The 16,496-nt window shown below is 58.0% G+C and carries 10 protein-coding genes; 2 read left to right on the top strand and 8 right to left on the bottom strand.

Annotation, left to right across the window (positions count from 1 at the left end; all coding sequences use genetic code 11):
• Window position 1: 1 nt before the first annotated feature.
• The 7 genes from MWC30_RS04495 to uvrA all read right to left on the bottom strand — a co-directional run bounded on the left by MWC30_RS04495 (window position 2) and on the right by uvrA (window position 9,923).
• Window positions 2–670, bottom strand: a complete 669-nt coding sequence (locus MWC30_RS04495; protein ID WP_244082961.1) for an ABC transporter ATP-binding protein — start codon at window positions 668–670, stop codon at window positions 2–4.
• A 59-nt stretch (window positions 671–729) separates the two neighbouring features.
• Window positions 730–1,863 (bottom strand): ABC transporter permease, encoded by a 1,134-nt coding sequence (locus MWC30_RS04490; RefSeq protein ID WP_244082960.1) that lies wholly within the window; start codon window positions 1,861–1,863, stop codon window positions 730–732.
• A gap of 2 nt (window positions 1,864–1,865) precedes the next feature.
• Entirely contained in the window at window positions 1,866–2,174 is a 309-nt protein-coding gene (locus MWC30_RS04485) for a hypothetical protein (protein ID WP_244082959.1), read from the bottom strand.
• Window positions 2,174–2,653: a nitrous oxide reductase accessory protein NosL gene (locus MWC30_RS04480; protein ID WP_244082958.1), complete on the bottom strand. Its 480-nt coding sequence runs from the start codon at window positions 2,651–2,653 to the stop codon at window positions 2,174–2,176. Before MWC30_RS04480 ends, MWC30_RS04485 begins: the two co-directional genes overlap by 1 nt.
• Before the next feature lie 165 nt (window positions 2,654–2,818).
• Entirely contained in the window at window positions 2,819–3,295 is a 477-nt protein-coding gene (locus MWC30_RS04475; protein WP_368860799.1) for a nitrous oxide reductase accessory protein NosL, read from the bottom strand.
• Window positions 3,177–3,791: an SCO family protein gene (locus MWC30_RS22865; RefSeq protein WP_368860798.1), complete on the bottom strand. Its 615-nt coding sequence runs from the start codon at window positions 3,789–3,791 to the stop codon at window positions 3,177–3,179. The genes MWC30_RS04475 and MWC30_RS22865 overlap by 119 nt, the downstream gene beginning before the upstream one ends.
• A 375-nt stretch (window positions 3,792–4,166) precedes the next feature.
• A complete protein-coding gene (gene uvrA, locus MWC30_RS04470; protein WP_244082956.1) occupies window positions 4,167–9,923 on the bottom strand; it encodes an excinuclease ABC subunit UvrA in 5,757 nt (1,918 codons plus the stop codon).
• Window positions 9,924–10,164: 241 nt separating this feature from the next.
• On the opposite strand from uvrA, the gene MWC30_RS04465 reads away from it, so the two are divergent.
• Complete coding sequence (locus tag MWC30_RS04465) at window positions 10,165–11,700, top strand: response regulator (RefSeq protein ID WP_244082955.1); 1,536 nt, start codon at window positions 10,165–10,167, stop codon at window positions 11,698–11,700.
• A gap of 44 nt (window positions 11,701–11,744) precedes the next feature.
• The gene (locus tag MWC30_RS04460; RefSeq protein ID WP_244082954.1) at window positions 11,745–13,121 is read left to right on the top strand and encodes a sigma-54 dependent transcriptional regulator; all 1,377 of its coding nucleotides are present in this window, start codon (window positions 11,745–11,747) and stop codon (window positions 13,119–13,121) included.
• A 258-nt stretch (window positions 13,122–13,379) separates the two neighbouring features.
• Here MWC30_RS04460 and MWC30_RS04455 read toward each other — a convergent pair whose 3' ends face one another.
• Complete coding sequence (locus MWC30_RS04455; protein ID WP_244082953.1) at window positions 13,380–15,800, bottom strand: bifunctional diguanylate cyclase/phosphodiesterase; 2,421 nt, start codon at window positions 15,798–15,800, stop codon at window positions 13,380–13,382.
• Window positions 15,801–16,496: the final 696 nt, after the last annotated feature.

Here is a 16,496-nt window from a genome sequence, read left to right as displayed (position 1 = left end):
TTCATTGCATTTGCCCGTCACGCATGGCCACGACACGATCGACCACCTCCGACGAATGGACAATGGGGTCGTGGCTTGCAATGAGCAATGTTTTCCCTTCCTCTTTCAAATCCTTCAGAATAGCCATCAGCTCCAGGGAAAGCCGCGTGTCCAGATGCGCCGTGGGCTCGTCGGCTACGATCACCGACGGATTGTTGATGAGCGCCCGGGCAATGGCCACCCGCTGAGCCTCCCCCCCCGACAGCCATTCAGGCTTGGAATCGGCCTTGCTGCCGACGTTGAAAAGATTCAGGAGCTTTGTCGCGCGTTCCTTCAATGATGCATGCTTCTCCCCCGTGGGGTAGGCGGGGATCATGACATTTTCCAGGACGCTGATTCCCTTGATGAGATTATACTGCTGAAAGATGAACCCAAAGGTGCTGCGGCGGATTTCCGTGAGAAACCGTTCGGGCAGACTCGTGATCTCGCGGTCTCCAAGCAGTATCCTCCCGGCGGTCGGCCGCGCCATGCACCCCAGAATGCTCAGGAGGGTCGTTTTCCCGGACCCGCTCGGCCCCGTGAGGGCCACTGCCCGGTGGGCCTCGATGGTGAGGTTGATTCCCTGCAGCGCAACAAATTCATTGGGTTTTCCCGTGTTGAAGACTTTGCGGATCTCATTCAATCGAATCATGCGTTACGCTTCCTCCCACCACGTCGTTTTTTCACCTGCAGCGGGTGCCATCTCCTTCGTCAGGCCCGCATCACCATATCGGGGTCGATGGTGGCTGCCCTCCAGGAGGGCGCAATGGTTGTCACCGTATAGGGGACCACGGTGAGAAAGAACAGGGTGGCGATCTGATAAATGCTGACGAACGGGGTGAGTCTGAATTGGGGATAAATGATGGACCAGCCCTTGATGGTGCTTTCAAACAAGATGAAAGAGGCGAAATAGACGTGGGCGTATGCCAGCAGCAGGCCGAAGGAAAAAGCAGAAAAGGAGATCACCGCACCTTCCCAGAATTTCATCAGCAGAACATCGGAGGTTTCCCATCCAATCGCTTTCAGGATGCCGATTTCTCGCTTCTCTTCGGCGCTCAACCCCGTGGCGCGGTCCCAGGCCAGGATGACAAAAGCCAGAGCGGCTCCCCACAAGATGATGATGACCAGCCCTCCCCGCCAATCGAAAACGGCTTCATAGGTGCGGAGAATCTCCTCGCGAAGGATGGGGCGGGTATCCGGAAACATCTGGTTGATCTTGGTGGCGATCGTTGTGAGCTCACGCGGGTTCCGAACCCTCAGCACCAGGTCCGTGGCAACATCGGGGGGAAAGGCAAAAATTTTCCTGAAATCCTGTTCGGAAATCAAGATCAGGTCGGACGAGACCAGCTCGGATTCGGAAGAAAAGACATCTTTGATTTTGAGAAAAAGATAGGAACCGTCATAGGCCTTGAAGGGGATGATCCCATTCTCTTTTACCAGGAGGTTCCGTGCGACCCCGTTTCCCACGGAGATGGCTCCGGGAGTGTTGTTCATCTCCTTTTTGACCACGAGAGTGTAATTGGCCTTGTTGGTTCCGTCGAAATAATAGCCCCACAGCCGCGGCTCCACGGATTGCACCCCCCGGATCTCCCGGATGGGCTCCATGTAGCTGAGGGGAATCAAGTCATGGCGTCCGGCCATCAACTTCTGGACCGTTATTTCCGGGGCATCCGTCAGCACCATGTAGGCATCTTCCTTGATGGAATGAGTCAGAAACATCACCGAGGCCACCAGAAAGATGACAAAGGTATAGACAGCCAGGAGCGAGAAGTTCTTGCCCTTTCGCCTCAGCAGGGAAGAGAGGGTAAAGTCGATGACATGCCGATGCTTTTCAAAGGCGGACATGGTCATTCATTCCCGTGGGGTCGAAGATGAGGGGGGAGCACCATGAGAGAGCCCGACGGAAAATGCTCCAGGGAAAGAGGATGATCCTGAAAGGGGGTGTTCGAGTCCGCCATACTGGGATGCCGGGTGTAGCGTGCATCCGTGAAGATGCAGAGATCCGTCAATTGAAGCTCTTTCACGATTTTTCTCTTTTCCAGAAATGAGACCCTGTTCTTTTGCTGCACGACACGGGCATGCACGAACAGGAGCCCCACCAGGAGAAGATTCACCAGGAAGAATGCCAGCAGGACGTGACTCTTTCGGTTGAACATCAATCCAGACCTTTGATGATCTCGGGAGTAATCTCGTGGAATTTGTAGAGGGACTTGCCCATGTGATCCACCATGAATTCCCGCGCATCCTCCTCATTGCCGAAGGGAACCAGCTCCCTGCCCATGGGACCGAACACATTGCTTCCCTCTACGTAAAAGGCTTGGTGCCCGTCAATGGGCGTCAAAACGTAATAATCCGTTACGTAAATGGAATCGATGTCGTCCTTCTTCCTGGCTGGATCATATTTCTGCATGGCAAAGAGATACTTGAACATATCCTTGACACCGTCGAACAGGGCATAATGTCCATCCTTGTAAAGGACTTGAGCTAAGAAGTCCGGGTACTTGGCGACAAACATCCCGCACACCGGGCATTTGTCCTTCTCAGCCGGCTTGACGGGCTGTTTCTCGCGCGCGGAGCCCCACGAGGCGAAAACCAGGAGGAATAAGAGGCCGGCTGCTGCAATAGTGCTTTTCATCGCGCATCTCCCCGACGGAATGGCTTCGGTCCCTTCCACTAAAACCGCTCCTGAACCCTCATGACTCCACATGGCAACAGGCGCGGTACAGCGCTGAGCACGCCGACCGCCCCCGATGATCGATGCACTGCGACCACTCCGGCAGGGAGATGGGCCGTGAATCCTTTACTGCTTTTTCTGCTCCATCTGCATCTTCTTCATCTTGCGCTTCTCACGGATCATTTTCGTGTCCGAGTACATATCTTCATAGGTCACCTTCATGACTTCATCGAAGGTAGCGAGCTTCCCGCCGTTCTCTTGCACAAATTTCTCGGCATCTTCCTTCTTGGCGAAGGCCCATTTGGCGTTCTTCGTCATTACCCCCGGCTTGTTTCCACCGATGACCCAGGTAGCGGTCTCCGCGTCAATGAGAGCCTTTGCGTTGTAGTCTCCCACCTCGATGGACTTGGGAGTCTTGTCGATATGGGTCGCCAGATCCACTGCGGCACAATGAATGCTGCAGGCGCCGAAATCCGTTCCATCATCATACTGTATGTACACCCTGCTGTGGGAAAACATTCCACGATCCATGCCGCAGTAGGTGCAGCTCTTGTGCTTCTGTACATCGGACGGCTGAGCGAAGGCGGACAGCCCCCAAAACATGATACCTGCCAGAACACAAACGACTGAAAGGCTCTTTCTCATGGATGTTCCCTCCTTGTGACGGTTTACAGCGCCAGTCCGTCCCTTCCCTCACCCATTGAGGGAAAAGAGGCAGACCGCAAGTGCCGGCCGTTCCATTGAGCAAGTTTTGGATGTGGCCTTCGGGCAGACTCAACCGGTTGCCGAGCTTGCGGTTGATGAGGTCCATCCCGTTCTTGCTTCCCGTAAGAAATATCCACCCATTTGGGGGATTGAATTTCGAGGCGTATTCTTTGACAGCTTGGGGAGTGTCGTTTTCAGGATCCACGCTGATGGATATGAAAAAAATATCCTTTCCCAACTCGTCTCCCAGAGGCTTTTGCGCTCTGAAGAGGCCAATCATGCCAGGAGGAGCCGTAGGACAATTGATGTAAAAAAAATTGATGAGAACCACGCGGTCCTTCAGCACATCGGAATAAAAACGCAGCCTTTCGCCGTCCTGGGTGATGACTTCCACATCTGAAAAATATTCCCGATTGGCGTTATCACGGGAAATACCGGCATCAGGGGGGGGTGGGGGAGGAATCTTGAGCAACTGCGGCAGAAAACGGCAGGCACAGAAGCATGCAGACAAAGAACTGGAGAAACATACCGGTCAAGATCTTCATGGATTCCAGCTCCTTTCCGTTCCTGTCGGCGGCGCCGCAGGAAACCTGCCACCTACCCGAAACATTTGATCTGCTTCCACCCTTCTGCATGCACGCAGCCTTGAATATAAGTATCGGCCAAGTCTGAGTACAGGCGGCATGAGCCGACTCCGCCTCCGTTACCCCATTTCCCTATTGAAACTAACCCCTTTTCCCCTTCTGATCCAGAAAATAATGCTTTGTTCTCACAGACCGCCCCTGGCGGAGGTGCCCGTCTCCGCTCGATCGTACGCCTGCAGAGCCTTCCCCGTTGCGGAGTGCTCTGCCTGTTCGGCAACTTCAGGCGGCGTCCCCCGGGCCACGATGCGCCCTCCCTGCTCTCCGCTCCCCGGGCCCATGTCGATGACGTAATCACTGGCCCACACGAGATCCATGTTGTGCTCAATGACGACAACCGTATGGCCATGCCCCGTGAGAGCGTGCAATACGTCCAGCAGGCGCTTCACATCGGCGCGATGCAGGCCGGTGGTGGGCTCATCCAGGATATAGAGGGTCGGGATCTTATTGCTTCCCAGCTCTCCCGCCAGCTTGATTCTCTGGGCTTCTCCTCCCGAGAGCGTCGGGCTGGCCTGACCGAGAGTCAGGTAGCCCAAGCCCAGATCGTTCAAAATTCTGAGAGGGCGGGAAATCCTGGGGTACGCCTCGAAGTGCTGAGCGGCCTCGTCCATGGTCATGGCCAGCACCTCCGAAATGTTGCGGCCTCCGTAGCGGATTGCCAGGGTTTCGGCATTGAACCGAGCGCCATGGCAGGATTCGCACGGAACAAAGACATCTGGAAGGAAGTGCATTTCCACTCTCGCCTCCCCCTGTCCTTTGCAGACTTCGCACCGCCCTCCTTTCACGTTGAAGGAAAACCGCCCGGGAGCGAATCCCCTGGCCCTGGATTCTGGCAGCAGGGCGAACAGTTTACGGATTTCATCCCACACGCCCACATACGTGGCGGGAATGGAGCGGGGCGTGCGCCCGATGGGGTTGTGATCGACTTCCAGGACACGTCGCACAGATTCAAAGCCTGCCATGCCGTCACAGGCGTGGGACGCTCCCGCGTAGCGCCTTCCCAGGCGCTCCAGGAGGCCATGGTAGATCACCTCATGGACCAGAGTGCTCTTCCCGGCCCCCGACACTCCCGTAATGCAGGTCATGGTCCCCAGCGGAATTCGCAGGTCAATGTTTTTCAGGTTCCTGGCTCCGGCTCCAAAAAATTCCAGCCATCCCGCCCCACCGGGCTCCTTTCTTTCCTGGATTTCGAAAAGCTCCTTCAAAGAGGAACCGAACCATCGGCCGGTGAGGGTTTCCGGGTTTTCGGAGAGTGTCGAAAAATCCCCCTGGGCCACCAGGCGCCCTCCCCCCTTGCCGGCGGCAGGTCCCAGCTCCAGGAGCATGTCGCTCTGCCGCATGGTTTCGGCATCGTGCTCCACCACGACGATGGTGTTCCCCTTGGATTTGAGCTTGCCCAGGCTGCTCAACAACCGTTCGTTGTCCTGAGGATGCAGCCCGATGGTGGGTTCGTCCAGAATATAGCAGATCCCGCGCAGGTTCGTCCCCAGCTGGGCCGCCAGCCGGATGCGCTGCGTCTCTCCGCCGGAAAGGGTTTCCCCCGATCGGTCCAGCGTGAGGTAGTCCAGGCCCACTTCCTTCAAGAAGGCGATTCGCTCCAGAATTTCCCTGGAGATGGGCCCCGCTATGGGGCCTTCCCGGCTTCCCCATTCGAAGGATTCCCAAAGCCCGCGAAAATCCGCGATACTGAGACGGACGAGCTGCCCCAACGACCATCCTTTCACAAAAACGGAGCGTGCCTGGGCGTTGAGCCTCTCGCCACGACAGGAGGGGCAGGGGATCTCGTCGAAGAGGGGCTCCAGCACCCCCACCGCCTTTTCATCCCCCGACATTTCCTCCAGCATGTCCAATAGCCCCTGAAATTTTCCTTTTACACCGTGCAGCATGACCTCACGGGTCCTGTCATCCACCCGGCTCAAGGGCTGTTCCAGGTCAATGCCCAAATCCTCCACCCAGTGGCGCTCCATCCGCTTTCCCGGCAGCTTGTAGCCGTTGCACCAGATGAAGGTCCGGAGGAATTTCATGAGGCCTTCCTTCAGCGGGATGTCTTCCGGACCGAGAAGACGCTCAGGATTCAGACGGCGCTCCATGCCGATGCCATGGCACTCCGGACATGCCCCATGGCGGCTGTTGAAGGAAAAAAGGCGCGGATCCAGTGGAGCGAGTCCCTTGTGGCAGTGCGAGCAGAAGAGATGCCGGCTGTAAACATTGCCTGATTCGCCCTGCAGGTGCAAAGACCCACCCCCCAGGGCCAGGGCCTGGCGCACTGCCTCCGCAAGTTCTCCGTCGGAGGTCCGGGAGGGCTCCAGTGCGCTCACCAGCACCTCGATGTCGTGCTCCCGATGCCGTGCCAGCACCGGCGTCGGTACGAGGGGAATCCACGCTCCATCCACCTTCACTTCCTGAAACCCCATTTTGCTCAGGCGCTGAAAGAGCTCCCGGTAGATGCCCTTGCGCCCGCGGACGAGAGGAGCCGTGAGGCGAGCCGGCCCCTGTTGCACTTCGGTTTTCACAAAAGAGAGGATCTGGTCAAAAGTCAGCGCAGCGAGCTCGCGTCCGCAATCCGGACAATGCTGCCGCCCCAGCTTGGAATAGAGGAGGCGCAGGAAATGATAGATTTCCGTGACCGTGGCAACCGTGGAACGGCGATTCAACTGGCTGGTGCGCTGCTCGATGGCCACTGTAGGAGGCAAGCCCAGGATCTGGTCCACATCGGGCTTTTCGAGGATTTTGAAATACTGGCGCACATAACTGGACAGGCTTTCCAGGTAGCGCCGCTGTCCCTCGGCAAACAGGACGTCGAAGGCCAGGGTCGACTTGCCCGAACCGCTCAACCCCGTCAGGACGACCATTTGATCCCGAGGGAGCCGGACCTCCTCCAGCTGCAGATTGTGCTCCCGGGCTCCGCGCACGAAGATGGCTTGGGAATCCTCTCCCGACACTGCCGCATATTCCCGCCTCCCGGGACGGTGAGATCTCCCTTCACCCGCCTCATCCCCAGACACTTCCTGCGCAGATTCCTCCCGAAAGGACAGCGGCGCCGGTCGCCCGGCCTCCATGCGTTGCCTCAGAAAGACGCCCGTACGGCTTTGGGGATGAGCCGCCACGGCCTCCGGCGGCCCCTCCACCACCAGGCTCCCCCCGCCCTCCCCGCCTTCCGGCCCAAGATCGATGAGCCAGTCGCAGGCACGCAGCAGATCCAGGTTGTGCTCCACCACCAGCACCGTATTTCCGGAATCCACCAGCCGCTGGAGCACATGGAGGAGCTTCTGCATGTCATGGGGATGCAATCCCGTCGTGGGCTCGTCCAGGAGGAAGACCCTGTGAGAAGTCCTTTGCCCTCGCGGAAACGAAGCCTTCTCAGCACCCAGGTAATGCACCAGCTTCAGCCGCTGCGCCTCGCCTCCCGAGAGGCAGCTCAAGGGCTGCCCCAGGCGCAGGTAATCCAGGCCAATGGCCACAATGGGATCCAGGGCCTTCACCAGGGGGGCTTCACCGGCGAAATGCTCCAAAAGCTCCTGGGCGGTGCAGTCCAGCATGTCTCCGATGGAAAGCCCGTTGACCCGAACGTCGAGGATTTCGTCCTTGAACCGTTTCCCCCCGCACTGAGGGCACCGGATGAGAACGTCCGCCAGGAACTGCATCTCCACGTGCTCGAACCCTTCCCCCTTGCACAGTTCGCAACGCCCGCCGGGCACGTTGAAGGAAAAATGCGCCGGAGAATAGCCCCGTGCCACCGCTTCCGGTGTTTTGGCCAGGAGCTTGCGCAGCGGGTCCAGGACACGGGTATAGGTCAGGAGGTTGGCCCGCGGCGTGCGGCCAATGGGCTGCTGGTCCACCAGGATCATTTCGGCGATACGCTCCGTTCCCTCCAGTCCCTCGCAGCTCCCGGGAGTATCGGTGGGCTTTCCGACTGTTCTCAGCCAGTTGCAGTACAGGGTCTTCTCCACCAGGGTACTTTTCCCCGAGCCCGAAACCCCGCTCACCCCCACCAGCAATCCCAGAGGAATGCGGACATCCACATGCTTCAGGTTGTTCTCCGACGCCCCTTTCAAGACCAGAGCGTTGTCCCATCGGGGTGGTCGGCGCTTTTGGGGTACGCTGATGGAAAGCCTTCCCCCCAGGTATGCGCCCGTAACACTCTCTTCGCAGGCAGCCAGCCCTGAGGGAGTCCCCTGATAAACGACTTTTCCGCCCTTTTCTCCGCCACCGGGGCCGATATCCACGACTTCGTCGCAAAAGCGGATCATGTCGGGATCGTGCTCCACCACGACCACCGTGTTGCCCAAACCCACCAGCCGGTGCAGCTGGGTCATGAGGCGCTGCTGGTCCCTCGGATGCAGTCCTACGCTGGGCTCGTCCAGGACATAGAGCACGTTCACCAGGGACGACCCCAGGGCGCGGGTCAGGTGCACCCGCTGCACTTCCCCGCCCGACAGAGTCCGTGACTGCCGGTCCAGGGACAAATATTCCAAACCCACCGACCGCAGGAACTGCAGCCGGCTCCTGATTTCCTCCACCAGGAGCGCTGCCGCCGCGTCATGCTCCAGCTCCGGCCAGGGCTCGGAAAAAAAGGCATGGCATCGCTCGATGGACCACGAGCCCAGGGTCGCGATGTCCACCCCTCGAAGGCGGTAGAGGAGCACTGCCTCCTGATACCGTGTGCCCCCGCACGCTTGGCAGGGGTTGTAAGCCCGGTAGCGGGACAGAAAGACACGGACGTGCATTTTGTAGGTTTTGGTCTCCAGCCACTGGAAGAAGCCTTTGACTCCATAATACTTTTTCGTCCCGTTGAGGATCTGCCGCTTCGATTCCTCCGGCAGGGATTCGTAAGGGACATCCGTGGGGATTCCCGCCGTGCGGCAAAAATCCATGAGATCGTTGTATTCACCCCTGTCCGTGCCCCAGGGCTTGATGGCCCCGTCGGCCAAGGACCGTCGAGGGTCCGGAATGACCAGGTTCATGTCCACACCGATGCTTCTACCAAAACCTTTGCACTGTGGACAGGCTCCCAACGGGCTGTTGAAGGAGAACAGGCTGGGAGTCGGGAGAGGAATGACCGCTTGAGAGCGGCAGCGGGCACAGGATAGGTCACCGCTGAACAAGCGCACCTCTCCGGGCAAAACGATGACGGCGAGACGCCCCCGGCCCATTTGAAAAGCCGTGGAAAGGGAGTCGGCGAGACGCTCCGGTGCCGCCCTCCCCCAGGAGAGGCGGTCGACGACCACCAGCAGTTCCCGGTCCTGCAGCGCGCGGAGCTCGTCATCCGTCAGGGATTCCAGGTCCAGGGTCTTTCCGTCGGCATAGAGGCGCAGGAAGCCCTGAGCCACGAGGCTCTGCGGCCAGTTCCCGGACACGGTGGCGGAAGACTCGGACGAGGATTGCGGCGATGCTTGCAGAGGTGCCGCCGGACGGTAGGGAAAGGCCACAATGACTCGACTGCCCGCCGGGATGTCCCCCAGGCTTTGTGAGATGCTTTCAGGGGTATCCTGGACAATCGGCTGACCGCAGGAAGGGCAGTGGGGAACCGCCAGCCGTGCGTAGAGTATTTTGAGGTGATCGTTGATCTCCGTGATGGTTCCCACCGTGGAGCGGGAACTGCGCACGGTCGTTCCCGATTCGATGGCGATGCTGGGCGGGATTCCCTCAATGAGGTCCGCCTCGGGCGGGTCCATGCGCTCCAAAAACTGGCGGGCATAGGGTGAAAAGGTTTCCACGTAACGCCGCTGCCCTTCGGCATAAAGCGTGTGCAGGGCAAGGCTGGACTTCCCGGAGCCGCTGACACCGCTGAAGGCAATCAGCTTGAAAAGAGGCAGATCAAGGTCTATGTTCTTTAAATTATGCTGATGCACTCCGCGCAAACGGATGAGAGGGTCTCTGATCAACGCAGCAAACTCCATCGAGGAAATAGAGGCAAAAGGCAGAGAGGCGCTCCTTCCTCTGAAAACGCCTTCCACGGATCTGGGCAAGCTAATTTAACTCATGCACGCCCCGATGAAAATGGGAGGAGCCTCCCGGGAGCCTCGACTTTGGCCTCAAGTTTGAGCAGCGCTCGACCGACTTCTTGGGAACTTATGCCAATTCGCCAATATCTTTGGCTCCATAGAACGTGAAGGTCCTGTTCTCATGCCCACGAAAATTCTGCTCGTAGACGACGAACCGGAGCTCCTGAACCTCTTCGGCAGCCGTCTGACTGTGGAAGGGTACGCCGTCACCACGGCCGGCCGGGGAGAAGAGGCTGTTGCACTCTTCCAACGGGAGCCTGTGCCTCTTGTCATCACCGACATGAAAATGCCCGGAATGCCGGGACTGGAAGTGATCCGCCGTATCAAGGAGATGGACAGCACGACGGAAGTCATTGTCCTTACGGGTTTTGCTTCTATCCAGGATGGGGTGACCGCCCTCAGGGACTACGACGCCTTCGATTACCTCACCAAGCCCCTGGAAAGTTTTGACGAGCTCCTGGTCACCCTCAGCAAGGCCATGGAGCGGCGGCGCCTTCGCCGCGAAAACAGGGAGCTGCTCCAAAAGCTGAAGCAGAGCAACGAGGAGCTGGAGCGCAAGGTAAAGGAAGTCAACACCCTCTATTCCATGTACGAAACGATGGTGGAGGGAGTGCCCGTGGGGATGGCGCTCCTGGATCACGCCTCCCGTGTTCTGTCCAGCAACGGACGGTTTGACGCCATGTTCGGCTTCGGGCGGGGAGGGTTGAAGGGAAGGCCTCTCAAGGAGGCACTCTCCCAGGACCTTCAAAAGGAGCTGAACCTGGAGTTCCTGCTGAAGCAGGCCTTTGAGGGAAGCTTTGCCCTCAGCAGCGAACGCCCCGTTGTCAAAGGGGATCTCCATGAGCAAAAATTCGTGGACATCAAAGCCATCCCCCTGAAGGGGCAGACGGAAAACATCCGCTACGTCCTCATCATTCTGGAGGATATAACGGCAAAGATTCAAATGGAGCAGAAAATACAGCGCATGGATCGACTCTCCTCCCTGGGGGAGCTCTCTGCAGGCATTGTCCACGAAATCCGCAATCCCCTGACAGCCATCAGCTCCAATGCCCAACTGCTCTACGAAAACACCCAGGATGCTCCACACCTGAAAGATCTCGTGGAGATCATTCTCATCGGGGTCGACCGGCTGGAGCGATTCATGAAGGATGTTCTGGAGTTCGCGAGACCGAGCCAGGCCCGCCTTTCTCCGTGCATCCTCGACAAAATCGTCTGCCATACGCTGCGCCTGCTGGCCCCCCAGGCCATTCGGAACGACGTCCAGCTGCAGGTCAACTGGACGTCGAGAATACCTCCTTTGAGACTGGACGCGGCTCAAATTCAGCAGGTCCTCATCAATATGCTCCTGAACGCCTTGCTTGCGACTCCACATGGAGGTAAAATCCTGGTCAACCTGAGCTGCCCAAAGGCACCACGTGATGATGGGAAGAATGCCCGCGAATACGTATTTCTTTCCATTACCGATACGGGCGAGGGAATTGCACCCGAGAACATTCAGAGAATTTTCGATCCCTTCTTCACCACACGCCCCAGCGGCACCGGCCTGGGGTTGAGCATTTCCCACGCCATCTTGAGAGAATACAACATCGACATCCAGGTAGACAGTCGGCTTGGCCTTGGTACGACATTCCTGCTCAAATTTCCTGTGGAGAGATGACTCATGCGATGGATGACCTCAGTGGTCGGAGGGAAAGATCAGCCATGAACAGAATCATGATCGTCGATGATGACATCCTGGTGAGAAGATCCCTGCAGCTGCTTCTGCAGACCGAGGATTACCGGATTCTGACCTGTCAGAGCGGTAAAGACGGCATTGAAAATCTGCTGCAGTTTCGGCCGGAACTGGTGCTCCTCGACCTGCGCCTGGGAGACATGGACGGTTTGCAGGTGCTTCGCGCCATCAAGCAAAGAGACGAGCAAACCCAGGTCATCATGCTCACGGCCTACGGCACCATCGAGAACACGGTTCAGGCCATGCGGGACGGGGCCTTTGACTACATCCAGAAGCCTTTTGACAACAGAAAGTTGAAAGAGCTCGTGAAAAAGGCCCTCCAGGTGCGTCAGTGGAATGACAAGGGGTTGAGGAATGGACGCCCCCGGGACGGCGCGCAGGAAGAGCTCGTCAAGTTCACCGGCAAGAGCCCCCTCATGACAAAGCTCTATGAGATGATCGCACGGCTGGCTCAAAGCCATGATGCAACCGTTCTCATCGAAGGAGAGAGCGGAACGGGTAAAGAGCTTGCGGCATCCCACATCCACGCATTGAGTCACCGCTGCACCAAACCCTTCATTCGCTTGAACTGTGCATGTATTCCTGAGCTGCTGGCCGAAAGCGAATTGTTCGGCTACGAAAAGGGGGCTTTCACGGGAGGGATTGCAGGTGGAAAGCCGGGCAAATTTCAACTGGCCGAAGGGGGCACCCTCTTTCTAGACGAAGTCGGTGACTTGTCCCCGGAGGTACAGACCAAATGCCTGCGGGTTCTGGAGGAAAAGACCTACTTCCGCGTCGGCGGTGTTCGAGAGATACAGTGTGACGTACGAGTCATTGCAGCCACCAACAAGAACCTTCTGGAAGAGGTGCGAAAGGGAAAATTCCGGGAAGATCTCTACTATCGCCTGAGCGCCCTCCGGATCGTCATGCCTCCCCTGAGGAAGCGACTGGAGGATATCCTGCCTCTGAGCCGCTATTTCCTGGAACTGTTTTGTTCCAAAAACGGCAAGCCCTTCATGACCATCAGCCCCATAGCCGAGGCCATCCTTTTGAATCACTGCTGGAATGGAAATGTTCGAGAGCTGAGAAATGCCATGGAGCGCATTGTGCTACTGGAGCAGACTGAAGAAATTCGCCCCGAGCACCTGGAGTTTTTGAAAAGCCCCTCCGACTACTCCAAGAAGGAAACAGGAGCCGGCAGCGGCATCCCGGGGGCAGAGAATCTGACTTACGATGAAATGATGGAAAGGCTTCTTTCGGCGGCCATTGCCGAGGCCCGGGGCAACCAGACCAAGGCCGCGCGGCTTTTGGGCATTTCTCGAGCGAAGCTCCGCTATCAAATTGCCAAATATGATCTAAAAACCTGATATTTTTTTAAACCAACTTTCGCCAGCCCGGCAACCACTGGAATCCAGCTAAACCCAGGCGTTTTAGACTCCGATTTTCACTAGGGTGACATTGTAGCCGATCAGGTAGAAACCCCTCCGATTTGACGGCTCCCCCTTTTTTTGTAGGAGCGGCATCCTGCCGCGACTGGCTCACTGTCGCGGCTGGAAGCCGCTCCTACAAAATGACGTTTTCAATCCTCAACGCGTATAGCCAACCTGGAGGCCGGAGCCTCCCGGCTATCCATTCTCCCGCGTTTGCCCCTCTGCATCCAACGGCATGTCCCCGTTCAGGAGCTTCATGAGCTCCCGGAAGGAAAGGGGGCGGCTGAGGAAAAAGCCCTGCATGGCTCCGCAGGCATTGGCCTGCAAAAAATCAAACTGTTCAACCGTTTCCACCCCCTCGGCTATGACCTTGATCTTCAGGCTCCTGGCCATGGCAATGATGGCCGACGTGATGGCCATATTGTCGGAGTTTAAGGGAATTTCTTCGATAAACGAGCGATCGATTTTCAAGATATCGATGGGCAGACGTTTCAAGGTGCTCAGAGACGACTGGCCCGTACCGAAATCGTCGATGGAAAGCATGATCCCCATGGCCTTCAGCCGACGCAGCATATCGACGCCGGCTTCAGCCTGGTCCATGATGATGCTCTCGGTCAGCTCCAATTCCAGGAGAGAGGGATCCAGACCGGTCTGTTGCAGAACGGCTGCCACGGTGTCGACGAGCTTTTCCTGGCGAAATTGACGATGGGACAGGTTGACACTGACCCGAAGGGGAGCAGGCGACTCCTTCTGCCAGCGACTGCACGCCGCACAGGCGCTCCGCAGCACCCATTCCCCGATGGGAACGATGAGTCCGGTTTCTTCAGCCAGGCCGATGAATTCCCGGGGCAGGAGCAGCCCCTTTTCGGGGTGCTGCCAGCGGACGAGCGCCTCGGCAGCCACGATCCGCCCGGTGCCGATCTCCACCTGCGGCTGGTAATGGAGCAGGAGCTCTTCCCGCTCGAGAGCCCGGCGAAGAGCGTTTTCCAGAGCCAGGCGGCTGAAGGCGTCCTCGTTCATGGATTGTGTATAGTACTGATAGTTGTTCCCCCCCTGTTCCTTGGCATAATACATGGCGGTGTCCGCGGACTTGAGGAGCGCATCCCCATCCTCGCCGTCCGCCGGATACAGGGTGATGCCGATGCTTGCACCGACAAAAACCTCCTGCGACCCCAGCAGGAAGGGCTTTGTCAGGGTCCTGAGGATGCGCTGAGCCACCTTCCCTGCGTCCTCCGTCTGATGAAGGTCGCTCAAAAGGACAGTGAATTCATCGCCTCCCAATCGAGCCACCGTGGGCTGGGGACCGGCTTCTCCCGCACGGGTGACGCTGTCTTCCTTGCGCAGGCAACGAACGAGGCGCTCGGCCACCTGCTGCAGAAGGAGGTCCCCCCTGTCATGCCCCAGGGTATCGTTGATGCGTTTGAAGGAATCGAGATCGAGAAACATGAGGGCCACCAGGCTGCCATATCGCTCCGCCCTTGCAAGGGCCTGACGCAGGTGCTCCCTCAGGAAGTGGCGATTGGGCAGCCGGGTCAGGCTATCGTGCTGCGCCAGGTAAAGGATTTCTTCTTCGGCCCGCTTGCGCTCCGTGATGTCCTGAACGGTCCCCGCCATGCGGATCGCCCGTCCCTCCTGATTGAAGACGGTTTCCGCCTGTTTATGAACAATGCGTTCGGACCCATCGGGCAGCACGATGCGGTGATCGATATTGAGAGACGGCCCACCCGACGTGGCGGCCTCAAATGCTTCCAGGATCAAAAGCCTGTCCCGGGGGTGCACCCTTTCGAAAAGCTCGAAGAAGGAGATGCTCTTCTTGTCGGGAGACATGCCGTGGATGCGGGAGCTTTCTTCAGACCAGAGCAGGATGTTTTCCTCGATGTGCCACTCCCAGTTCCCCAACCGTGCGATGCGCTGCGCCTCCGTCAGACTCAAGCGGCTCCGGCGGAGATCGTCCATCGTCTGGCTGGCCCGCAACATATAGCGGAGGCGCTGCTCCAGGATCATCCACTGAATGGGCTTGGTGATGAAATCCGTCGCTCCCACTTCGTAGGCGCGGGCAATGGAATTCAGGTCTCCCAGCCCCGTAAGAATGACGACGGGAACGCTTTCTCCACCCGGCATTTTTCGCAGAGCGGCACAGGCTTCAATGCCGTCCAGTCTCGGCATCAGGACGTCCATCAGCACAAGGTTGGGGTTGAAGCTTTGGAAAACCGCCAACGCCTCCATGCCATCCTCGGCCTCTGCCACTTTGAACCCGCTTTGCTCCAGGGATTCCCGGATGAGCATCCGGGCAGTGGCGTCATCATCCACGAGGAGCACCCGAGGGGGGGTATTCCTCGAGGAGGAGGAAGACTTTTTGAGATCCGAGCCTTTCTGCAGAATGCCGAGGGCGGAAAGAGAACCGGCTGGTGTGCTCGGAAAGCAGTCAGCGCCTGAACTTTCAGGCGTATTGCCGCAAAAAGCGGAGATGAGCTCCCCTTCCACCCGCCCCTCCGGGGAAGACCCATCCGGTGGAATGACGGCATCCACTCCTTTCCGGCCCGCCTCATCCTGCCTCTCTTTTTCAGTACCCATTTTGACCCCGTGACGATCGTCAGGCAGCAAATCGCGCAACATTTTGCGGCTACTCTTCACTGGAAGAACGCTTCCCCAGCAACTCGATCACCCTGCCACCCGAGCAGGTGCCTGGCAGGACGGAAACCTCGTACCGTGTGAAACGGCACATGCTGCAGTTAGTTGCCATGGCCATTTCAGGGCAGGAGCGCCCCGGCCATGACCGTGAATGCGTTTCTCTCCCTAATCGGACGATGAGAAAAGATCATGAATTTTAATGGCAGGAAGGAAGGTTGCTGTCTGGGAGGCAGGATGAGATGGACCGGGAAGAAACGGATGCCGTCATTCCACCGGACGGGTCTTACCTGGAGGGAAGGTTCACCCCACGGGGACTGGCTGGCTGTTATCATCCACCTGGAGGAGTGGTTCTTGGAAAGCGGCGGAGCCGCACGGGTCTGAATGGTGGGTTCGGTATCGGCCGGAAATGTTCAATGGCTCAGGGTCAGGTACTGAAGTCGACAACACCCCACTGTCTGATATGAGCCAACCGGCTGCTCCATTACAGCCAATTCACACGCGCAGTGGGCAGAAACGGAAGCCCTTGTGGGGTAAACGGGGTGAGAGCTCTGCAGGCTTTTGGAAATGGGTCGGAAGGGCAACTGAAAAAGATTGCCCCCTGTGTCCTCCCGGAGAAACGGTTTCCCTCCTCCGGCCCCTCCCGCCAAAGAACCATGGAGCCAAATCTCCGGAGGACACGGG

This window comes from Desulforhabdus sp. TSK (assembly GCF_022836495.1).
Taxonomy (GTDB): domain Bacteria; phylum Desulfobacterota; class Syntrophobacteria; order Syntrophobacterales; family Syntrophobacteraceae; genus Desulforhabdus.
Note: the sequence above shows the minus strand (reverse complement) of the source record. Positions and strands in the feature narration are given on the sequence as shown.

Excerpts from the sequence above, each read along its gene's own strand:
- MWC30_RS04485 (WP_244082959.1), bottom strand. The coding sequence starts at position 2,174 with ATGTTCAACCGAAAGAGTCACGTCCTGCTGGCATTCTTCCTGGTGAAT.
- MWC30_RS04455 (WP_244082953.1), bottom strand. The coding sequence starts at position 15,800 with ATGTTGCGCGATTTGCTGCCTGACGATCGTCACGGGGTCAAAATGGGT.
- MWC30_RS04495 (WP_244082961.1), bottom strand. The coding sequence starts at position 670 with ATGATTCGATTGAATGAGATCCGCAAAGTCTTCAACACGGGAAAACCC.
- MWC30_RS04480 (WP_244082958.1), bottom strand. The coding sequence starts at position 2,653 with ATGAAAAGCACTATTGCAGCAGCCGGCCTCTTATTCCTCCTGGTTTTC.
- MWC30_RS04465 (WP_244082955.1), top strand. The coding sequence starts at position 10,165 with ATGCCCACGAAAATTCTGCTCGTAGACGACGAACCGGAGCTCCTGAAC.
- MWC30_RS04475 (WP_368860799.1), bottom strand. The coding sequence starts at position 3,295 with ATGTTTTGGGGGCTGTCCGCCTTCGCTCAGCCGTCCGATGTACAGAAG.
- MWC30_RS04490 (WP_244082960.1), bottom strand. The coding sequence starts at position 1,863 with ATGTCCGCCTTTGAAAAGCATCGGCATGTCATCGACTTTACCCTCTCT.
- MWC30_RS04460 (WP_244082954.1), top strand. The coding sequence starts at position 11,745 with ATGAACAGAATCATGATCGTCGATGATGACATCCTGGTGAGAAGATCC.